General features: G+C 69.2%; 14 protein-coding genes. 10 read left to right on the top strand and 4 right to left on the bottom strand.

The window, feature by feature from the left end:
- Positions 1 to 1,507: 1,507 nt before the first annotated feature.
- The 3 genes from HGB44_RS27330 to HGB44_RS27320 all read left to right on the top strand — a co-directional run bounded on the left by HGB44_RS27330 (position 1,508) and on the right by HGB44_RS27320 (position 4,752).
- Positions 1,508 to 2,128, top strand: a complete 621-nt coding sequence (locus HGB44_RS27330) for an LmbU family transcriptional regulator (RefSeq protein WP_168444169.1) — start codon at positions 1,508 to 1,510, stop codon at positions 2,126 to 2,128.
- Positions 2,129 to 2,279: 151 nt separating this feature from the next.
- Positions 2,280 to 3,332 (top strand): NAD-dependent epimerase/dehydratase family protein, encoded by a 1,053-nt coding sequence (locus HGB44_RS27325; protein ID WP_061082571.1) that lies wholly within the window; start codon positions 2,280 to 2,282, stop codon positions 3,330 to 3,332.
- A 202-nt stretch (positions 3,333 to 3,534) separates the two neighbouring features.
- On the top strand, positions 3,535 to 4,752 hold the full coding sequence (locus tag HGB44_RS27320) for a class I SAM-dependent methyltransferase (RefSeq protein WP_061082572.1): 1,218 nt from the start codon (positions 3,535 to 3,537) through the stop codon (positions 4,750 to 4,752).
- A gap of 438 nt (positions 4,753 to 5,190) precedes the next feature.
- Here HGB44_RS27320 and HGB44_RS27315 read toward each other — a convergent pair whose 3' ends face one another.
- Entirely contained in the window at positions 5,191 to 6,399 is a 1,209-nt protein-coding gene (locus HGB44_RS27315; RefSeq protein WP_061082573.1) for a PLP-dependent cysteine synthase family protein, read from the bottom strand.
- A gap of 343 nt (positions 6,400 to 6,742) precedes the next feature.
- Here HGB44_RS27315 and HGB44_RS27310 point away from each other — a divergent pair, with 343 nt between their 5' ends.
- Both HGB44_RS27310 and HGB44_RS27305 read left to right on the top strand, forming a co-directional pair.
- The gene (locus HGB44_RS27310) at positions 6,743 to 7,075 is read left to right on the top strand and encodes a hypothetical protein (RefSeq protein WP_061082574.1); all 333 of its coding nucleotides are present in this window, start codon (positions 6,743 to 6,745) and stop codon (positions 7,073 to 7,075) included.
- A gap of 13 nt (positions 7,076 to 7,088) precedes the next feature.
- Positions 7,089 to 7,586, top strand: a complete 498-nt coding sequence (locus tag HGB44_RS27305) for a hypothetical protein (protein ID WP_061082575.1) — start codon at positions 7,089 to 7,091, stop codon at positions 7,584 to 7,586.
- 119 nt (positions 7,587 to 7,705) lie between these two features.
- Here HGB44_RS27305 and HGB44_RS27300 read toward each other — a convergent pair whose 3' ends face one another.
- Positions 7,706 to 8,290 (bottom strand): TetR/AcrR family transcriptional regulator, encoded by a 585-nt coding sequence (locus tag HGB44_RS27300; protein ID WP_231972583.1) that lies wholly within the window; start codon positions 8,288 to 8,290, stop codon positions 7,706 to 7,708.
- A 117-nt stretch (positions 8,291 to 8,407) separates the two neighbouring features.
- Here HGB44_RS27300 and HGB44_RS27295 point away from each other — a divergent pair, with 117 nt between their 5' ends.
- Positions 8,408 to 9,157, top strand: a complete 750-nt coding sequence (locus HGB44_RS27295) for an SDR family NAD(P)-dependent oxidoreductase (protein ID WP_061082576.1) — start codon at positions 8,408 to 8,410, stop codon at positions 9,155 to 9,157.
- Between the two features lie 211 nt (positions 9,158 to 9,368).
- Here HGB44_RS27295 and HGB44_RS27290 read toward each other — a convergent pair whose 3' ends face one another.
- Complete coding sequence (locus HGB44_RS27290; RefSeq protein ID WP_231972584.1) at positions 9,369 to 13,166, bottom strand: caspase, EACC1-associated type; 3,798 nt, start codon at positions 13,164 to 13,166, stop codon at positions 9,369 to 9,371.
- Positions 13,166 to 13,579 carry a hypothetical protein gene (locus HGB44_RS27285; protein ID WP_168444168.1) on the bottom strand — a complete coding sequence of 138 codons (414 nt, stop codon included), beginning with the start codon at positions 13,577 to 13,579 and terminating at the stop codon, positions 13,166 to 13,168. The genes HGB44_RS27290 and HGB44_RS27285 overlap by 1 nt, the downstream gene beginning before the upstream one ends.
- 235 nt (positions 13,580 to 13,814) lie before the next feature.
- Here HGB44_RS27285 and HGB44_RS27280 point away from each other — a divergent pair, with 235 nt between their 5' ends.
- The 4 genes from HGB44_RS27280 to HGB44_RS27265 all read left to right on the top strand — a co-directional run bounded on the left by HGB44_RS27280 (position 13,815) and on the right by HGB44_RS27265 (position 20,982).
- A complete protein-coding gene (locus HGB44_RS27280) occupies positions 13,815 to 14,339 on the top strand; it encodes a hypothetical protein (protein ID WP_061082578.1) in 525 nt (174 codons plus the stop codon).
- Between the two features lie 509 nt (positions 14,340 to 14,848).
- On the top strand, positions 14,849 to 15,901 hold the full coding sequence (locus HGB44_RS27275) for an McrB family protein (RefSeq protein ID WP_061082579.1): 1,053 nt from the start codon (positions 14,849 to 14,851) through the stop codon (positions 15,899 to 15,901).
- Positions 15,898 to 17,097 (top strand): McrC family protein, encoded by a 1,200-nt coding sequence (locus HGB44_RS27270; RefSeq protein WP_082768546.1) that lies wholly within the window; start codon positions 15,898 to 15,900, stop codon positions 17,095 to 17,097. The genes HGB44_RS27275 and HGB44_RS27270 overlap by 4 nt, the downstream gene beginning before the upstream one ends.
- 414 nt (positions 17,098 to 17,511) lie before the next feature.
- Positions 17,512 to 20,982: a helicase-related protein gene (locus HGB44_RS27265; RefSeq protein ID WP_061082581.1), complete on the top strand. Its 3,471-nt coding sequence runs from the start codon at positions 17,512 to 17,514 to the stop codon at positions 20,980 to 20,982.
- Positions 20,983 to 21,017: the final 35 nt, after the last annotated feature.

Raw genomic sequence — 21,017 nt, 5'->3', positions numbered from 1 at the left:
TCCGCGTGCCCTCGGACGCAGGACGGCTGGCCGCCGCGGACCTCTCCCGCGACCCCGGGCGCGAACACGGCACCACCCCGCCAAGGCCCGCCCTGAACCGCCGCCCATGGCGAAGAGGCCCGCCGCCGAGGACGACCGGCTCACCCGCACCGGCCCAGGGCTGTGAAAACCTCAGCCGCGCTCTACTGCCCCGTCAGGAAACCCATCCACTCCTCGGTCGACGCGCATCATGCCCGTGCGCACACTCCTGCCTGCTGGAACTACGCAGAGTTCACCTCGAAAGCCCCGGGCGGCGCCCCTGACCCCGACATGGTCACGCTCTGTGATTGACATGTTCCGATGGGCTTGAGGAGGCCTCCCGGACTGGTCCCGCACCACCGTCGGCTCCCGGCCCTTCACGCCGAGGGAGAGGATAAGACGGTGCAAAAACCACTGATCACGACAAACCCGACAGCAAGCTCCACCTGTGGTGCGACCACCACGGGCTACTGCTGACCTGCACGGTCCCCTCCCCCTCCGTCGACGGCGGCCAGGCGCTCCCGCCCAGGCCGAACGCGCGTCGGGAACGCAGGGCCTCGGACCTTCCGACCATGCCCGGCATCACCCGCGCCTCCCTCTGCCGCGAGCACCTGGTTGGACGTGCCAACGGCTTTGGGGACGGGCCTTCAGCTGCCCAGCCGGCCGTGGCGAGAACACCGCGGCGAAAACCGTCGTCCTCACCCTTCCATCACGCGTTCGCGCGCCTCGACGCCGGGGCTCCCCCAAGAAGGCGAACAGCCGGGACCCGTTCCCGCGCTCGGCACGGCCCCACCCGCGATGGACGGCACCCGTCCCGTCCGGGCTCGGCACCGGCGGCCCGGCCCCGCCCGACCGAACCCCGATCGCGGCCGGAACCCGTCTGGCCTGCCGCGAGGGGACACGGCGAGATTCTCCCGGCGAACTCTGTTTCCACGCGTTGTCGAGGACGAGGGCCGCTCGGGTTCCCGCTCCGATCCGGCCCGGGCCCAAGGTGACGCGTTTCAGGGCCCACCGTCACTGTTCCAACTCCCCGCTTCGCGCGGGGGCGGGACCTTCCCATTGTCCGCACTCCTCCTCCAACCGCACGTTCACATACCCAGCGGCAATTCCGCTCCGCCTCCGGGCGATGACACACCGCCACGGAACAAAAGCCCCTATCGGCCCGTTCATCCGCTCCGGGACGGGTGATCCCTCGTGTCTGTTTTCTCGACCGACGATACGCCTTCGATTAGTCGGTGTATTGCAAGTTCAATCATTAGGTCTTGACATGGGAACCTCCCACCACGTTGGATATCGCTTGACGAGGCAACGGCAGCCGAGCAGCGGGGCGGCGCTGCGCCCGCTGACACCCGAAACTACGGACGAGGCAAGGCCCACAGCCATAAGCATGGGAAATAACAGAATGCATCTGAGACACTCACCGCTAGAGAGAGCCGCTTTGCAGCCTGGCATCCCCACAGAACCTCCCCCCGCTTCCATCGTTTCCGGCATGATCAGCAACGCCCAACGCACCCACCTACACCTCCCCACGGACATTCCCCTGGAGGACTGGAAAAGCCTCGGTGAACAGATATTCGTCATCTGGGACTCGTCCGGATGGTGGCTGGGAGACTGGCTCGTCTACGGACAGGACCACTTCCCCAGCCGGTACCGGATCGCCATAAACGAGACATCACTGAGCTACCAGACCCTGAGGAACTATTCCTGGATCGCCCGGAAGTTTCCAGTGGAAAGGCGCCGCAAGGAACTCAGCTTCCAGCACCACAGCGAGGTCGCCTCCCTGACCGAGGAGATGCAGGAGAAGTGGCTTGACCGGTGCCAGAAGTTCAATTGGTCGCGAAACGAACTCCGGAGAAGGATCAAGGCGGCCCTGGCGGCCGGCGGACCCCAGGCCGACAACGTCCGGGTCGACCATAAAATCGACCTCCGGGTCGAGGCGCAACGCAAGGCGCGGTGGGCGAAGGCGGCCGAGTTCGCCGAGAAGGACCTGGACAGCTGGATCGTATCGGTGCTCGACGAGGTGGCCGAATCCGTCATGAGCGGCAACTCCGGAACTTTTGACATCGGAACACCGGGGAACACGGCGGTCATCGATGCGAATCAGAACTGACTATCGGTCCTGTGGGACCCCAGAGCCGCACTAGAAGGCGTCGGAAAAATCTGAGGGGCACCGCAGCGGGTGATCGTGGTTCGGACCATGCCGGGCGACCGGCCGGATACCGCATGAATCCGCGTGCGCACTCCGTGAAAAGGAGCGCCTGTTGCAAGACCACCGGCCGATCATCGTGATCCTCGGCGCGTCCGGGTTCATCGGAACCAGCCTGGTGCACCTGCTCGCCCGATCTCCGCTTCGCCTGCGGCTGGTCGCGCGCCGAGCCACCCCGCTGCCGCCCCGCCCCGTCGCCGACATCGAGGTGCGCCGCGCGGACATCACCGACAGCTCCGCGTTGGCCGAGACGCTCTCCGGGGCCACCGCGGTCGTCCACCTCGTACGGCACCAGTCCGAGACGGGGAGTTGGCGCTGCAGTCCGGACGACCCGGACGGGGACAGGGTCAACGTCGGCGCCGTGCGCAACCTCCTCGCCGCCTTGGAGCGCTCCTCGTCGACGCCGCCACCGGTCTGCGTGCTCGCCGGGTCGGTGAGCCAGGTCGGCCTCCACACGGGCGGCCCTCTGACCGGCGCCGAGCCCGACCGGCCGACGGGCGCCTACGGCAGGCAGAAGATGGCCGCCGAGCGGCTGCTGCTCGAACACGGCGAACGGGGGCTGCTGCGGGGAGTCGCGCTCCGCATGCCCACGGTCTTCGGCCCCGCCCCCGTCGCGTCGGCGCCCGATCGGGGAATCGTCACGACGATGGTGCGTCGGGGACTGCGCGGTCTGCCGCTCACGTTGTGGAGCGACGGGAGCGTCGTACGCGATCTCCTGTACATCGACGACGCCGCGCGCGCCCTGGCGTCCGCGATAACGCACGCCGACGAACTCGCGGGACGCCACTGGCTCGTCGGCACGGGTACGAGCACCTCGCTCTCGGACCTCTTCACGACGATCAGCGACCTGGCCTTCCGGGAAGGCGGGCGGCGGAGTCCGGTCGTCTCCGTGGAACCGCCGGAGCACTCGGACCCGCACGACTTCCACAGCTTTCCCGTAGACCCCTCGGCTTTCAGCTCGAAGAGCGGCTGGCGGGCTGTGACCTCGCTGGAGGACGGATTGGAGCGCACGCTGAGACACGTGGCCGCCGAGGATCCCCAGCCGGATTCCGGCCCCCTCGGACGACGGCGGCCACCGGACGGCGCGACCCCCGTGCCGCTGGGCTGATCCGCGCTCCCGCGAACAGCACCGCCCCGCCCGCCTCATCGCGTTCCGACCTTCGACGGCCATGAACGGCACGGCTTCGGAGAACCGCCCCAACAGCCCACGGCGACGGTGGCCCGAAGGAGTCCGCGCTGCGGCGACCCGGCCCCGATGCCGCAGACAGCGCCATCGCCACCGAAACCACAACGCTTAGGAGCCCTTCCCCATGAGCCCGACGCCTACCTGCCGTATCTGCTCCTCCTCCCTGCACGAGTTCCTCGACCTCGGATCCCAGCCGCTGTCCGACCGCTTCCGGCTTCCGCACGACGATGGACCGGAGTACACCTATCGACTGGCGGTCGCCGCGTGCGATAAATGCACCATGGTGCAATTGGTGAACGAGGTTCCGCGGGACCTCATGTTCCACGCGGATTATCCTTACCTGTCGTCGGGATCGTCCAAGATGCGGCGGCATTTCACCGAGTTCGCCGACGGACTGGCGAGCAGCGACCCGGACCTGTTCGTCGTCGAACTCGGCTGCAACGACGGCGTCATGCTCAGCAGCCTCGCCGCGAAGGGGATCCGCCATCTCGGCGTGGAGCCCTCCGCCGGTGTCGCCGCGCTGGCCGAGAGAGCGGGCGCGCAGGTATGGAACGCCTTCTTCGAGGAGTCCACCGCGCGCCGGATCCTCCACGAGCACGGTGCGGCCGACGTGGTGTACGCCGCCAACACCCTGTGCCACATCCCCTATATCGGATCGATCCTGCGCGGGGTCTCAGCGCTCCTGTCGCCGCACGGGAGGTTCGTCTTCGAGGACCCCTACTTCGCGGACATCGTGAGGCTCGGGTCGTTCGACCAGGTCTACGACGAGCACTTCTACTTCTTCACCGCGCGCTCGGTCCGCGAAATGGCCCGCAAGTACGGTCTGGAACTCGTCGACGTGGAACGGCTGACCGTGCACGGCGGCGAGGTCCGCTACACCCTCGCGCTGGCGGGAGCACGCGAGCCCAGCCCCGCCGTGGCCGAGCTCATCAGTGAGGAGGAGCAGACGGAGCTGGTCGCTCCGGCGACCCTCGCACGCTTCGCCGCACGGGTGCGGGCCACCCGGGACGACCTGGTCGGGCTCCTTCGCGAACTGCGCGGGCAGGGGGCGAGCATCGCCGGGTACGGTGCCACGGCCAAGAGCGCCACCGTGCTCAACTACTGCGGCATCGGCCCGGAACTGGTCTCCTACATCAGCGACACCACACCCGACAAGCAGGGGCGCGTCACACCGGGGACGAGGATCCCCGTGCGTCCGAGCGCGGACTTCAGCCGCCCCTACCCCGACTACGCCGTGCTGTTCGCGTGGAACCACAAAGAGGAGATCATGGCGAAGGAGGAGGGGTTCCGACGCGCCGGGGGACGGTGGATCCACTACGTGCCCGACGTCCGCGTCGAGTGAGACCACCGTCGGCCGCGCGGGCCGCTCCCCTCCGCCGCCACCGCGCCGGCCCGCCGGGGCACCGGGGCACCAGGGCGCCGTCCCTTCACGCGCCCTTCGCCGTGCGCGCCCGCGGGAGTCCGGGGCCGGGGCCCGACCGCGCGGTGGTCGGGCCGCCGACGGGTCCTCCGCGCGTGGTGGTCACTGCGGCGCCGGGTCGCTCCGCCCCGGGCCGGCGGACCCGGGTCCGGCCGAGCCTCCCGGAGGACGGCGGTGGGCAGCGCTCTTCGGTCGGCGCGGGGGGCGGCCGGTCTTCGGCGGCAGGGCGGTGGCGACCCCTCACCGCCCCCGGGGCCCTGTCGTTCCCGTCCTCCTCGGAGGCGGGGACCGGCTTCCGGGGAGGCCTTGTCCGGGGACCCTGTTCTCGGCCCGCGCCGCCCCCGGACACCGCGGCCGCGCTCAGGCCTTCCTCGCCGCGGGGACGCCGGGGGCCGCGGGCTCCTGCCAGCGTCCGGTCGAGAGGAAGTCCTCCAGCGCCTTGGTGTACGGCTTCAGGTCGAGCCTGAGCTCCTTCTCGACCCAGGTGTCGTCGTAGTAGTTGTGCATGTACCGCTCGCCCTGGTCGCACATGAGCATGACGACACTGCCGCTCTCCCCGTCGGAGAGCATCTCGGCGACGATCCGCAGCGCGCCCCACAGGTTGGTCCCGGTCGAGGGGCCCGCACGGTGGCGCAGGCGCGACAGGAGCAGGCGCATGGCCGCGATCGAGGCGGCGTCGGGCACCGAGATCATCCGGTCGACGACGGCGGGCAGGAACGAGGGCTCCACCGCGGGACGCCCGATCCCCTCGATGTGGGAGGGCCTTCCCTTGATCCAGGCCGAGGGGTCCTTGGGCCACTGGCTCCTGGGACGGCCCTCGTTGACCGTCCAGTTGGGGAAGAACGCCGAGTTCTGCGGGTCGACCACGCACACCCGGGTGTCGCGGCGGCTGAAGCGGATGTGGCGGCCGATGGTCGCGCTCGTGCCCCCGGTGCCCGCTCCCACCACGATCCACCTGGGGTCGGGGTGGCGCTCCTCGGCGATCTGCCGGAAGATCGTCGCCGCCACGTTGTGGTCGTCGCGGTAGTCGTAGGCGCGCTCGGCGTAGGTGAACTGGTCCATGAAGTGGCCCTTGGGGGCCTCCGCCGCCAGGCGGGCGGCCTCCTTCTCGATGTCGCCGTCGGATCCGGGGTTCCTGACCTCTCCCCCGTAGGACCTGATGAGCTCCACCTTCTCCCGACTGGTACTCCCGGGCACCACGGCCGTGAACTTCAGCCCCAGGAGCTTGGCGAAGTAGGCCTCGGAGACCGCCGTGGAGCCGCTGGAGGCCTCGAACACGTGCGTGCCGGGCTCGATCCACCCGGTGCACAGCGCGTGCAGGAACAGCGCACGTGCCATGCGATGCTTCAGGCTGCCGGAGGGGTGGACGGACTCGTCCTTGACGTAGAGGTCGATGCCCCACTCCACGGGGAGCGGGAACTGGAAGACGTGCGTGTCCGCCGAGCGCGTGGCGTCGGCGTGCAGCAGCCGGACCGCCTCCTTCACCCAGGCCCGCTTGCGACCGTCGTAGTGGTCGACGACGCGTGTGGTGACGGCGGCGGTGTCCTGCTGGCTCTGTGTCGTGGTCATGAGCCGGAGCTACCCCCACCTTGGTCACGGGGACCGGCCAGGGGCGAAATCGCTGCTCAGGCTTCCGGTTCCGTCCTGTTTCGAAGCCTTGGTCCGCGCCGCCGCGAGCGGTTTCGGCTCCTCCGCTTCGAGTAATCAGGAGGGACCGCCACCGCGTCAGTACAAGCCGCCGCCTCCCTGGCCGAGTGAGCGACGATCGTGCCCGCCCACCGCCGACGGGAGGCCGGGCCGGGCATGGCCGGAAACGGCCACACCCCACCCGAGCTGGCACGACAGCCGTGCGGTGTCGGTCAGGCAAAAGCCGCGGAGCCCGTTCGTCACCTGGCCCGTGCATGATCAGGCCATGGAACGCTGTGACTTCTGTGAACTCCCCATCGGTGGCGGCTGCGCGTGCTCGCTCGTGCGCGAGAACCGGAGCGCCTCCGGTCAGGGCGCCCCCTCCCTGGGTGACGCGCGCTTTCCCGGAGGCACCATCCTCATCTCGCCGCGCGGCGTGGCCCACCGCCCGGGCTGCCTGCACCAGTCCGACTCCGAGATCAAGGCGCCGCTCTGGGGCTGGATCCCCGAACCCGACCCGCAGCTGTGGCGCCGCCTCGGTGGAGGCTCCCCCGCCCGCGCCACGCACGGCAACACCGAGCGGGTCGCCACACGGCGCTGCCAGAACTGTGACGGCTGACGAGGAGGCGCTTGTGGCCACCGGTCACCAGCGTCCGTCCGTCCTGCCCCGTCCGGTCACCGGTGTGTTCGTCCGCCAGATCATCAGGAGCGCCTGCCCCGGCCACTTCGCCCTCGTGTGGCTGGACGCGCTGCCACCCGCGGAGGACGTGGTACCGGACGAAGGTGTGGAGTTCGTCGACGACCTGCCCGCCGTGTGCCGCGAACCCGGGGAGCCGCTGCCCGCCGAGTTCACCGAGGCGTTCGCGAACGGGTTCCGCCAAGGGTGGCGGGCACGCGGGCGGGGCGTGCCTCCCCACACCGTGCGCGTCGTCCTGCGGGACGCGGTCTGGCGCGGGAACGACTCCAACCGCTGGAGTTTCGAGCAGGCGGGGCGCGTGGCCGCCCGCGAGGTCCTGGACTGCGTGCGTGAGGACCGTTCTCCCCGACCGGCCGGACGGCCCGTCCGGCCCGGCTCCTCCATCCCGCCGATGCCCAGGACCCTGCCATCCCGCAGACCTTCGCCCGACTGAACCGTTCACCCCGTCAAGGCCGGATCCCGACAACCCGGGAAACCTCCCCCAGCCGCACCCGCTCGGCGCGACACTCTCCTCCGGCCGGCCCGCTCCGACGGGAAGAAGGGGGCCAAGGGTCACAGGGGAGGCCAGTTCCTCAGGGCGGCGTCGGCCATCCTCTGGAGTTCGTCGCGGTCGGCGCCGCTTGTGGCCTGGACGGCGATGCCGTTCGCCATGGTCATGAGGTAGCGGGCGAGTACTTCCGGATCGGCGTCGGGGGGCAGGTCACCTTCGTCGACGGCCTGTCGGAACCGGTCGCGCAGGCGTGAGAGGTTCTCGACGCGCCAGGCGCTCAGGGTGTCGCGGGCGGGCTCCCCGAGATGGCTGGCGGCCATGAAACCCTGGACGCCCAGGCACCCGGCCGGGCGGTCGGGCCGGGTGGACGCCGCGATCGAGCCGGTGAGGTAGGCCGTGGCCACATCCCGGGCGGTCGGCTCCTCCAGGGCCCGGGTGCCGTAGGAGGCCGGGCCCTCGGCGTAGCGTTCCAGGGCCTTGCGGAACAGCTCCTCCTTGTTGCCGAAGGCCGCGTACATGCTCGTCTTGGTGATGCCCATGGCGCGGGTGAGGTCGGTCAGGCTGACACCGGCGTAGCCGTGCTCCCAGAACATCGCCATGGCCCGTTCCAGGGCCTCTTCGGCGTCGAATCCCCTCGGCCGGCCCACCGGCGCTCTCCTGATGCCCTCCACACGCAGCATCCTACCACTTCTGTACCGATCGGCCTGGAAGTGCTGCAGCCTCATTCTGTCCCGATCGGAACAGAATTCTGTGGAGCTCAGACCATGCAGAGACTGCAAGACAAGATCGCCGTCGTCACCGGCGGAGGCACACGGGGTATCGGCCGGGCCACCGCCGCACGACTGGCGGCCGAGGGCGCGCACGTGTTCATCACCGGGCGGCGCGAGGCCGAACTGGACGAGGCCGCCGAGGTCATCGGCTCCGCGGTCACCGCGGTGCCGGGCGACATCACCGACCCGGCCGACCTGGACCGGCTGTACGCCATGGTGCGCGAGCGCGACCAGGGCCTGGACGTGCTGTTCGCCAACGCGGCCACCGCCTCGTTCACGACGCTGGAACAGACCACCGAAGAGGAGTACGACCGCATCTTCGACGTCAACGTCAAGGGCACGCTCCGCACCGTGCAAAAAGCGCTGCCCCTGCTCAACGACGGCGCCTCGGTGATCCTCAACGCCTCCACCACCGTCGATCGCGGCACAGCGGCCTTCGGCGCGTACGCCGCGTCCAAGGCCGCGGTCCGGTCCTTCGCCCGGACCTGGGCCAACGAACTGAAGGACCGGGGGATCCGGGTCAACGCGATCTCACCAGGACCGATCGACACCTCCGGCATCACCGAACTCGCCGGCGAGCAGAACGCCGCGGCCTTCAGGGAGGGCCTGGTCGCCGATCTCCCGATCGGTCGGATGGGCCGCCCCGAGGAGGTCGCCGCCGCCGTGGCCTTCCTCGCCTCCGCGGACAGCAGCTTCCTCCTGGGCGCCAACCTGTACGTCGACGGCGGCGAGAACCAGATCTGACACTGGGCCCCCTGCTACGCGGGAAGGAACCCAGGTCACGGATCTCTGACACTGCGCCACGCGGATCGCACCGACCGGTGTGCCCACCCGTCAGAGGAGTGCCGTCTCTGACCGCTTCCGGCCGAACGGCCAGCGGGCTCAGGCGGCTGGTTCCGCGAAGGTACGCGGACGCCGTCCCCTCCAGCCCTGTGGAGGGGACGGCACCACGTCTTCACGCTCTCACCGGGCACACCTGTTCCTCGTCGGCGTCCGTGTGTCGGCCGAGCAGTTCCACCGCCACCGCCTCGGGTTCGGTCAGGCAGCGCCAGGCGGGGACTCGTACCGTCAGCAGCCCGGAGACAGCCGCGAACAGTGCGACCCGGTCGAGACTCCGCTGGAGGGTCCGGCCGGGAGCCGGGGAGGCGGTGCCACCAAGACCGGCGCTGTCAACGATCACGGCCGTCTCCCGGTCGGTGTCAGCACCCGGGGCCGTGTCAGAGAACCACAGGTCGCAGACGTACCCCTGAACGCGGTGACGGGCCCTCACCCGGACTCCGTGACCGGCCAAGGCCTCGAACAACCGGTTCCCGGCCTCGTCGAGGGCCTTTTCCGGACCGAGGGTGTTCTCGGCGGCCAGGTCGGAGAGCAGGCCCCCTTGCTCGGCCCAGTACTGCCGGTCACCGACGACGTACAGGCGCGCACGGGCCCGGGTGACCGCGACATTCCACAGGTTCTGCTGTCGCAGCGCCCACTGGCCGCTGTGCCGGTGCACCCCCGTCGCGGCCGCGGGAGAGACGACGACCACGTCGCGCTCTCCGCCCTGGAAACGGTGGGCGGTGCCCACCCTGATGCGCTCGAGTCCCCCCTGGCCCAGTGCCCGCTCGATCTGGCGCACCTGGGCAGCGAAAGGGGACACCACTCCGATACTCACCTCGGCGGGCAGTGTCCGCCACAGTTCGCGCAGGAGGTCGACCACCGCATCCGCCTCGACCCGGTTTCGGCAGGAGCGTCCCTGGGGACGTTCGCAGTCCCCGCGGACATCGATCCACCGAACGGCCGGGTCCTCCGGCGCCGCCAGGGCGGCCGTGTCGGTGCGCACCGCCAACCGGTCACCGTAGAAGCGCCGGTTCACCGAGGCGACGATATCGGGATGGCAGCGGTAGTGCTCGTCCAGCCAGAGCACCTCGCCGCCGCCCGCCACCAGAGCGGAGGCAGCCGCGTGGTAGGCGGAGGAACCGGTGTAGGTCAAGGAGCGCTCCTCGCCCTCGGACCGGCTCAGCCCGTGGACGGCCTGGAGCCTGCGATCGTCCTGCGCGGACAGCGCGCTCACCGGCTGAAGCTGGTGCGGGTCGCCGATCACCAGTGCCCGCCGTGCCCGGTAGAGCAGCGGAACCAGGTCCGCGACGGTGCACTGGCTGGCCTCGTCGACCACCACCAGGTCGAACAGGCCCGGTTCCGGCGGGAAGACCCCGCGCACCGACCTGGAGGTGGTGGCCCAGGCCCGCACCACGCGCACCAGCGCCTTCATGCCCTTCCAGCCGCTGTCCCCCGACGCCAGGTTGCGCAGCCGCTCCTCGATCACGGCCCTCCCCCGGACCAGGGACTGCGCGAACCGGCCCAGCAGGAACTCCCTGCTCACCCTCTGACGCTCCGCGCGCAGTGCGCGCACACGCTCAGCCGTCTCCTCCGGCGACGGTCGACCTTTCCTCCGTTCGAGCAGTTCCCTCCACTCACGCTCGATCACCAGGAAGGCCAGCACCTCAGCGAGCTCACGCTCCGTACCGGCGACCCCGAGTCCTCTGCGGACCCACCAGCGGTGCCACCATCGGGCCCACCGGGACTCCAGCGCCGCTCCGGTCCTGCGAGCCCAGGCGTCCGCCTGCCGCTGCCCCGCGAAATCGGCCGGGGTGACGCCGTCGGGCAGACGCCGGATCTGTCGCTCGCGGGCGTCGGCCAGCGACGCCAGGCGCCGTTCGGTCTCCTCGACGTCCGCCAGCTCACCCTGGGCCTCCTCCAGTCCGCGCTGATGGGCGCTCAGGCGCGCGTGCGCGGTGGCGGAATCCACGGGCCCCCACTCGGCCGCGAGCAGCGCGTTGAGGATCTCGGGTTCGTCGGCACGTCTGGCCCGGTTCCCGGTACGCACCATCAGGTCCGCCTCCGGACCGATCCGGTTGACGCGCGTGACCACCTCGTCCACGGCGGTGTTGTTGGTGGAGGCGACCAGGACGGACTGGCCCGCGGCGACGGCGGTGGTGACCACGGAGGTGATGAGTTCGCTCTTGCCGGTGCCTGGCGCGCCGGTGGCGACGGTCAGGGTCCTGCTCATCGCCGATGCCAGAATCTCCTCCTGGGCGGTGTTGCTGCGGCCGGTGACCACGGGCAGGGCGGTCTCGAACGAGCGGACCGCGTGCTGTGGGTCGGACAGCGCGGCCAGGGCCGTGCCGGGCAGGGACTGGATCCGGATTCCCTTCCGCCCCTCGCGGTGGTCGAGGTCGCCGACGAGCTGTTTGACCGCCGCGCCGGCGGGGTCGGCCCGGTACAGGAGGGCGGCGTTCTGCGCCCCTCGGCGCGCACCGCGCAGCACGTCCACGGAGTCACGCAGTTCCCCGGCCGCGAGGTCGTCCACCCGCGGCAGGCCGAGGCGGGAGCAGACGGCACGCGCCTTGTCCGCCAGACCGGCGACCCCGTGTCCGTCCCAGTCGGCCTCGAACCAGTCCACCAGTTCCTCGATGTCGCCCTCGTCGAGGTCGGCCACGGAGACCAGCAGTTCGCGGTTGAGCTCCGGTTCCCCGACCGGGACGAGGAAGGGGCCGTCGGGTTCCTGGGCCAGTTCCACGTCCATGACGATCAGGGGGGCGAGTTTGGGCTTCGTGCCGCGGCGGTCGCTGCTGGCGGGGTCGAAGAGCACCGTCGGATAGCCGTAGCGCAGCGGACGTCCCTCCTTGACGGCCTCCCTGGCCAGGGCCTCGGCCCGCCCGGTGAGCGCCCACCGGTCCGCCGCGCGGCTGAGGAGGACCTCCGACCCCATGGCGCAGACCGCCGTGTCCTGCCCGGTGGCGTCCGGCAGCTGTTGGAGGACGCTCTGCCGCATCAGGCAGTCCCGCAGGTAGTCCAGGTAGGAGTCCCAGCGCCATCCACCGGCGGCGCCCGGGGAGGGGCGGCCCGCGGTCTCTCCCTGTCCGCGGTTAGCGGACGGACCGGGTGCGCCCCTTCTGACCGAGCCCTCCTGTGGGGCCTCGGTCTCGTGGGACGCGGAGGCACCGCTGCCCGAGCTCCCGGGCAGGTCTGTCGCCGTGGCCGCACCTGTGTGGCGGGCCAGCACCAGCGCCCCGCGTACTCCCAGGGAGGAGACGGTGACGCGCTGGCCGTCCACGTGGTCCACTTCGCGGTGGACGTGCTGGTAGAGGTCCACCGCGTCGATCCATCCGTCGCCGTTGGCGTCGGGGGCCGCACCGGCGAGCCCTCGCACCACCGAGGTGCTGAAGGGCGAGGGTTGGACGCCGTGGGTGTTGTCGCCCTCCCTGGCCCGTTCCAGAGCTCCTGATGCGGCGATGACGTAGGTGCCCGCGCCGTCGCTGAGCTGGCGTTGCAGGTCCAGGGGTTCGTCATCGGCGGAACGGGTGGCGAACCCGTCGGCGAAGGCGCCGCCGTGGCAGCAGTCGAGCAGGAGCACCTTGCTCCGCACCCGGGAGTCCTCCAGGAGGCGTTTGAGCACCTCCGCGGAGAGCGCCGTGGTCTCCAGCCGTGTTCGGCGCGTGTCCTTGACCGCCAGGTGCAGACGGCCCCTCTTGTCCTTGACGCCGTGCCCGGAGAAGGACACGAGCAGCAGGTCGTCGGGGCGCCCCGTGGACAGGGCCTCCTCCAGTACCTCCATGACTCCGTTTCTGGTGGGGTCGAGGAGGGTCTCCACCCGGTCGTAGTGGCCGTTGTCCTTGAGGACCCGTTGCAGGGCCGCGACGTCGGCGTGCGGTGAGCGCAGGTTCTCCAGGTCGTCGTAGCGGTTGACCCCGAGGAGGATGGCGGTGCGCATCAGGCGTCGGCACCCTCCGGTCCGGGGGCCGCGGACCCGGGGCCCGCACGCAGGGCCCGGACGTAGGTCTCCACGTCCCCGGGCGAGACCGGCCCCTGCACGGTGACCTTGGCCCCCTCGACCTCGACCGTCACCGCCTTCTGACCGCTCTGTTCGAGCCACGTTCCGGCGAGGGAGACGAGCGCGGTGAGCACGGGTTTGAGCAGCATCCCGGTGACCAGTACGGCACCGGCCAGGGTCGCGGGGTCGGCCGACCGGGTGCCGGGGACCGTGTCCCCTTCCGCGGCGCGGACCTCGTCGACGTCCAAGTCCTCGAGCAGGAGAACCAGGTCACGGGTGTGCCGGTCCGCCTCCTCCTCGGTGACATCGTCCTGGAAGTCGATCCTGGCCACCAGGCCATCCGTAAGAGGCACCCGCACACACTCCCCTCGGCGGGAGGGGGCCGCTCGGTCGCGGCCCGCTGACACTCCGCCACGCAGGTTGTACCAACCGGAGCCCTTGCACGTTCGAGGTTTTCCGTCTCTGGCCGCTTCCGGCCACTCCATACACGAAAGCCCTAAAAAGGACTAAAAGGACATACAGCGGGGCGGTCCTGCCAGTACGCTCATCACTTCTCCCCCGACCCACGCGTCCCGGAAGGCAGCCTTCGTGGCATCCCGCAGCGAACTCAGTGCCAGGATCACCCGCACCCTCTTCGAGGTACTGGACCAGCACCCCGGGGGCCTGCACAAGAACACTCTCTGGAACCTCGTCCTGGGCGCGAACCCCGGGTTGGAGGAGGCCTGGCGCAAAGCCGTATCAGGAAAGACGACCCCGTTCACCCACATGAGCTGGATGGCCACGGAGGCGGTCAAGGCCGGATGGATGCGCAAGGACGGCGACGGGACCTGGGAACTGACGGGGGCCGGACGCCACACCCTGGCCGAACTCGATGAGAACGCCAACCTCAAACCCCTCATCAAGCTCCGCTACCACGAGTGGAAACGGGCCAAGGACAGCTACGACCTGGCCGGCAACGTCCTCCAGTCGCTCCCGGAGGGACGCTGGGTCGGCCTGAAGGACCTCGCCGAGGTGAGCGGTCTGGATCCCGTGGCGCTGATGCAGCACCTGTCGGCGGCACGCACCGAGGGCTGGCACCGCGTCCTGGACGAGGAGGGCCGGACACCGGAGTGAGCCCACCTCACGGACGAGGAACAGGCGGCGGCGAACGCGCTGCTGGACGCCGACGGCATCCTCGGCCCCAACGGCTGGACCCTGGGCAGCCACCGCCTGTCCTGGGCCGAGCTCACCGAACAGGTCTCCACCGATGACACGGCCGCTGACGAGGCCTCACCCCCTGCCCGCGCCTGGCTGGTCCGCGGCACGGACCCGGGTGGGGACGGCTCCGTCCACACGTCCTGGGTGGAGCGGGGCGTGTGCTCCCTGACCGCGAACGGAGCCGACGCGCTGCGCGCGGGCGTGGGCGAGGCCATGGTCCGCGACACCGTCGAACGCCTCCACCAGCACTGGTCGGCCGAGGAGCGCGAACGCCTCGTCTTCGCGCTGCACAGCTTCGTCTCCAAGTTGCGGGTCGGGGACCTCGTCCTCACCAACGTCGGCCGGCAGGTCCACGTCGGCGTGGTGGACGGCGAGGAGCTGGACACCGACGCCCCTCGGCTCCGCACAGGCTGGTCCGCAGGGTCGTGTGGCACACCCGCTCCTCGCCGCTCGATCTGTTCGAGGACCTGTCGGCCGAACTCGCCTCCCGGGTCGGCACGCCCAACAGCGACCTGCTCGAACTCACCGGTTTCCGTGAGGAGATGGAGGCCTTGATCGGCGGCTTCCGGCAGCGTCCGCAGAAGCAGCGGGAGTTCGCCCTGCCCGAGCCCACCGAGGAGTTCGCGCGGAGCGTCTTCACGGACAGGGCGTGGCTCGCGGAGTGCGTCGACCTGCTCCGCGACAAGCCCCAACTGGTCCTCTACGGGCCCCCTGGCACCGGGAAGACCCACCTGGCCCAGGAACTGGCCCGACACCTGACCGGGGACCGGCCGGAGAACTGCCAGCTCGTGCAGTTCCACCCGTCCTACTCCTACGAGGACTTCTTCGAGGGGTACCGGCCCCACCCCGGTGACGCCGAACGGTCCGCGGGTTTCACCCTCACCCCCGGCCCTCTGCGCACGCTCGCCAGCGCCGCACGCAAACACCCGGCGGAGCCGTTCGTCCTGATCATCGACGAGATCAACCGGGGCAACCTCGCCAAGGTCTTCGGAGAGCTCTACTTCCTGCTGGAGTACCGGAACAGGTCCGTCCGGCTGCTCTACGGGTCCGAGGGAGACGCCGGGTTCGACCTTCCGCGGAACCTGATCATCATCGGCACCATGAACACCGCGGACCGTTCGATCGCCCTCGTCGACACCGCGATGCGCCGACGCTTCTGGTTCACCGAGCTGCGCCCGAGCTCGGCACCCGTGTCCTCGGTGCTGCGGAAATGGCTCGAACACCACGACCTGCCGGAGACTCCGGCGCTCCTGCTGGACGCACTCAACGACCGGATCGACGACCGTGACTTCCGCATCGGCCCGTCGTACCTGATGCGAACGTCGATCCACTCCTCCCCCACCGGCCTGGAGCGCGTGTGGCGCCACCAGATCCTTCCCCTCCTCGAGGAGCACCACTACGGCGACGGAACGGACGTGGAGGCCAGGTACGGACTCGTGTCCCTGTGCAAGGCCCTGCAACTGGATGAGCAATCGTGACGGTCGTTCGACTGACCGAGCACAAGCCACAGCGGGGCGTCCGGCTCACCGCTGCGCAGGCCGCCCTCCTCACCGCCTCGAAACTGGTCACGGTGACACCGGAGCCCACCGGACACTGGTGTGTCAACGCCGACCGCGAGATGGTCGGGTCCGTGCGGCTCACCTCCCGCGGGGAGGCGATCGACCTGGTCATCACGCCCAAGCTCCCCGTCCGACGTCTGTTCTTCCTCCTCGGCTACGCGCAGGGAAGCATGCGCTGGCACCAGGAGTCGGTGGACGTCCATGAGAACGACGACCTTCTTCCCGTCATCGCCCATGCCTTCGCCCGCATGTGCGAACGCGCTCTTGGACAGGGGATTCTCCAGGGCTATCGCACCGTCGAGGAGTCGGCGCCGGTCCTCCGTGGCCGCCTGCGGACCACCGAGCAGGCCCGCCGCCGCTTCGGGATGCTCCTGCCCGCGGAGATCCGCTACGACGACCACACCACGGACATCGCCGAGAACCGGATCCTACTCACCGCCGCGCGCAAGCTCCTTCGCACCACGGGAACTAAGGCCGCTACACGCGCCCTCCTGCGACGGGTCCTCGTCCGCCTGGAGGGGGTGGAACCTCTGCCGCCCGGCCGAGAGTTGCCCGCCTGGCAGCCCAGTCGGCTGAACACGCGCTTCCAGAACCCGCTCCGACTGGCGGAACTCGTCCTGAGGTCAGGCTCCTACGAGTTCGCCGGGGATCGATCCCTGCGCGCCGAGGGTCTGGTTCTGCGCATGTGGCAGGTGTTCGAGGACTTCGTGACCCGTGCCCTCGCCGACGCCCTGCGCGGCAGAGGCGGCAGGTGCCTGCTCCAGGACAGGCGCTTCCATCTGGACCACGCGCACACCGCGCAACTGCGCCCCGACCTCGTCTACGAGCCGCCGGGCGCCGCCGGTCCGACCGGTGTGGTGGACGTCAAGTACAAGCGGGCCAGGGACCAGGGCGGCCACACGGACGACCTGTACCAGATGCTGGCGTACTGCACCCGGCTCGGTCTCGCTGAGGGACACCTGGTCTACGCGGCGGGCCCGGGGACAACAGCGCAACGGCACCGCCTGCACGGCGATCCGGGCGTCACCGTGCACCAGCACGTCCTCGATCTGGATACCGATCCGGAGGCCCTGCTGTCCCAGATCGACACCATCGCCGAGGCCGTGCGGAGCTGACCGCGATCCGGTCCTCGAGGGACACTGCTCGAAGCAGCGGCCCTATGTGTGGAGGGGCCGTAGCCGCATCGGCTCCTCGAGCACCGTGCGCTCACCATCGCAGCCTGTGAGCACAGCCCATCCCGGCCGTCTCCATCACCCAGTTCGTCTGATCCTCATCCGAACTCTGAACCGAGGATTCTCTGGATAGTGCAATAACGGAGTGCTGATCATACGAAGCGCTCAGTGAAGCAGACTCTCGAACTAATCAGACACAAAGATTGGAGATCCCCTCGAATGTGGAACATGCTCCTGCTCACGGGCTTCTGGTTCACAACAGCGGTGTCCGATCGTCGGACCGACCGGATACAGTGAAATTCCTTTAGGCAAAGACCTGCTCCGAGCTCTGCCAACGCTCGGTCATGGAAGGATCCTATGCTCGCCGATGAGATTCAGCCGGGAGTTCGGCTCACTGGTCTGGTCCTGGGAACGGCAACGGTCGTGGCCGCCACACCCATCGGTGACGCCCTACAGGTCACGGTCCGTGACGATAGTGGACACCTGACGGATCAGGTGCTTTTCCCCGACGACATCGCCGCGCTCCGCCCCGAGGCCCCGAAGTCGCGATGGTCGTTCGACGCCGACCCCAAGCAGTTCCGGCTTGCCGCAGAGGCACTACGCATGCGGCACGCGGGGCTGTCGGACCCGATGTTGGCGGTGGAAACCAGCGACATCGACCCTCTGCCCCATCAGATCCGCGCCGTGTACGGCACCTTGCTCACCCAACCCGGCTCCCTGCGCTTCCTACTCGCGGATGATCCGGGTGCCGGTAAGACGATCATGGCGGGCCTCTATCTCAAGGAGCTGCTGCTACGCGGAGACGTGCAGCGATGCCTGATCGTCGCCCCCGGTGGGCTGGTCGAACAGTGGCAGGCCGAGCTCCTGGAGAAGTTCGGCATCGAGACGACGATCCTGACCCGCGACCTGGCGGCAGCCGACCGGGACGGCGATCCGTTCCGGTCCAACCCGATGCTGATCGCGCGCATGGACCAGTTGGCCCGCAACGAAGAGTGGCAGGCCATGCTCGCCAACACGGAGTGGGACCTCATCGTCGTGGACGAGGCCCACCGCATGAGTGCCTCGTGGTTCGGCAACGAGCTCAAGCGCACCCGTCGTTACGAACTGGGCCAGCTGCTGGGCAGTATCACCCGCCATCTGCTGTTGATGACCGCGACCCCGCATTCGGGGTCGGAGGCCAACTACCAGTCCTTCCTCGCCCTCCTGGACCCCGACAGGTTCGCTGGCCAGTATCGCCAGGGCGTGCACTCCACTGACACCACCGGCCTGATGCGCCGGATGATCAAGGAGGACCTGCTTACCTTCGAGGGCAAGCCGCTGTTCCCCGAGAGGGTGGCCGAAACCGTCGAGTACACCCTCTCCGCGCTGGAGATGCGCCTGTACGAAGAGGTCACCGAGTACGTCCGAACGGAGATGAACCGAGCGGAGCAGGCCGACGGCAAGCGACGCACCGTAGGCTTCGCTCTCACCGTCATGCAGCGTCGCCTGGCATCCAGTCCCGAGGCGATCTACCAGTCGATCCGCCGCCGCGCCGCCCGTCTGCGGACCCACCGGGAACAGATACTGACCGGCACCTTCCACGACACGACGGAGGCACTGCCGTTCGATCTGAGCGACTACGACTCCGACGAACTGGACGCCGCCCAGCGCGAACAGGTGGAGAGCGAGGTCCTGGACGTCGCCACCGCCGCCCGCACCGCCGCTGAGCTGGACGCCGAACTCGCGGCCCTCACCCGTCTGGAGGAGACCGCTTATCAGGTCCGCGACTCAGGTGATGACCGCAAGTGGCAGGAACTACGTTCCCTGGTCATGAAGGCCCGCGACGAAGGCCTGGCCAGTTCTCACCACCGACCGCACAAGATCATCATCTTCACCGAGCACCGCGACACCCTCAGGTACCTCACCGACCGGATCACCACCCTGCTCGGCGGAGACACGGACGCCATCGTCACCATCCACGGTGGCACCGCCCGCCAAACACGCCGGGAGATCCGCGCCAAGTTCACCAACGACCCTCGCTGCCACGTCCTGATTGCCACTGACGCCGCTGGCGAAGGCCTGAACCTCCAGGCCGCGCATCTCATGGTCAATTACGACCTCCCCTGGAATCCCAACAGAATCGAGCAGCGTTTCGGACGCATCCACCGCATCGGCCAGCGCGAGGTCTGCCGGCTGTGGAATCTCGTGGCCTCCCAGACCCGGGAGGGGCAGGTCTTCCAGCGCCTTCTCACAAAGATCGAGGAGCAGCGGCGCGCCTACGGCGGCAAGGTCTTCAACGTCCTGGGCGAGAACGCCTTCTCGGACGAGCCGCTGCGTGACCTGCTCATGCGTGCCATCCGCTATGGCGAGCAACCCGAAATCCGCGCCCAGTTGGACCAGGTCATCGACGAGTCCGTGGCCGAGGGCCTACAAGAACTCCTCCAGGAACACGCCCTGGCCACTCCCGAGATCAGTGTGGACGAGCTCGCTGAACTGCGCCTTCAGATGGACGAGGCCCGAGCCCGGCGCATGCAGCCGCACTTCGTGTCGGCCTTCGTCATGGAGTCCCTGCGTGATCTTGGGGGACGCGCGGCCAAACGGGAGAAGGACCGCTTCGAGCTGACCAACGTGCCCGCCGCCCTGCGCGAGGGACGCCGCACCATCAGCCGACGCTACACCCGCATCACGTTCGAGCCCTCCGCCGTCACGGTGTCTGGCCGTCCGGACGCCGAACTGATCGCTCCGGGCCATCCGCTGATGGAAGCGATCATCAGCGAAATCCTCAAAAGGTACGGCGGCACCCTCACCCGCGGGGCGGCCTTCCTGGACCGGGCCATCACCTCACCCAGGCTCGTGATCTCGCTCCTGGAGGAGCTCACCGACGGACACGGAACCACGATCAGCAAGAAGTTCCAGTACGTGTCCGTCCTTCCCGACGGTACCGCCCAGCCAGCAGGCCCCGCCCCGTACCTCGACTTCACCGCGCCCACAGAACTGAACCCCGAGCAGCACGCCGTATTGACCGACGCCATCAGCTCCGAGCTGTCCTCGCCCTGGCTCGCTGACGGCGTGGAAGAAACCGCTTTGTCCTGGGCGGTCCGACACGGCCTGCCCGAACACCGCGCGGACGTCACGGCACGGCTGTCACCAGCCGTCGAACGTACCCGCAAACTCGTACGCCAGCGCCTGAAGGCCCAGATGAACTACTGGGATGGTGAGGCGATCAAGCTCACCGAAGCCCAGACAGCTGGTAAGAGGGTCCGTATCTCGCCAGCCACCGCCCGCGAGCGCGCCCGTTCTCTGGAAACCCGTCTCGAACGTCGGCAGGCTGACCTCGACCTTGAGGCCCAGGTCCACGTACGTCCTCCGAAGATCGTCAGTGCCGCGCTTGTCCTCCCCGCCACGGTTGTTCCGGCCACCCCGGAGGAGCAGCCGAGCCCTGACAGCTATGCCCTTGACACCACCATCACCGAGCGCCGCGCCGTCGACGCTGTCCTTGCCGCCGAGCGTTGGCTCGGCCGGGTACCCGAGGAGATGGAGCACTCCAACAAGGGCTTCGACATCCGCTCCCGCAAACCCGACGGCCACCTGGTCTTCATCGAGGTCAAGGGCCGGGTCCTGGGTGCTGACAACTTCACCGTCACCACGAGCGAGGTCGGCTACGCGAAGAACGCTGAGCCCAACTACCGGCTCGCCCTGGTCGCCGTCGACCCCGGCACTCCTGACGGCTCCAACGACCAGGTCCGCTACGTGCTCAACCCGTTCGCCGACCTCGTCCTGGACAAGTACGTCGACGACCTACGCCGCAAGTGGCGGGCTGAATGGGATCGCGGTGTCGCGCCCCTCTGACATCCTGGACCCACACCCTTCCTCCGTCCGCTCGC

Source organism: Nocardiopsis alborubida (genome assembly GCF_012396365.1).
Lineage (GTDB): Bacteria > Actinomycetota > Actinomycetes > Streptosporangiales > Streptosporangiaceae > Nocardiopsis > Nocardiopsis alborubida.
The sequence above is the reverse complement of the archived record's forward strand: the minus strand, read 5'-3'. Positions and strand labels throughout refer to the sequence as shown.

Coding starts and splice junctions, on each gene's coding strand:
- HGB44_RS27310 (WP_061082574.1), top strand. CDS start 6,743: ATGGAACGCTGTGACTTCTGTGAACTCCCCATCGGTGGCGGCTGCGCG.
- HGB44_RS27295 (WP_061082576.1), top strand. CDS start 8,408: ATGCAGAGACTGCAAGACAAGATCGCCGTCGTCACCGGCGGAGGCACA.
- HGB44_RS27320 (WP_061082572.1), top strand. CDS start 3,535: ATGAGCCCGACGCCTACCTGCCGTATCTGCTCCTCCTCCCTGCACGAG.
- HGB44_RS27330 (WP_168444169.1), top strand. CDS start 1,508: ATGATCAGCAACGCCCAACGCACCCACCTACACCTCCCCACGGACATT.
- HGB44_RS27315 (WP_061082573.1), bottom strand. CDS start 6,399: ATGACCACGACACAGAGCCAGCAGGACACCGCCGCCGTCACCACACGC.
- HGB44_RS27290 (WP_231972584.1), bottom strand. CDS start 13,166: ATGCGCACCGCCATCCTCCTCGGGGTCAACCGCTACGACGACCTGGAG.
- HGB44_RS27265 (WP_061082581.1), top strand. CDS start 17,512: ATGCTCGCCGATGAGATTCAGCCGGGAGTTCGGCTCACTGGTCTGGTC.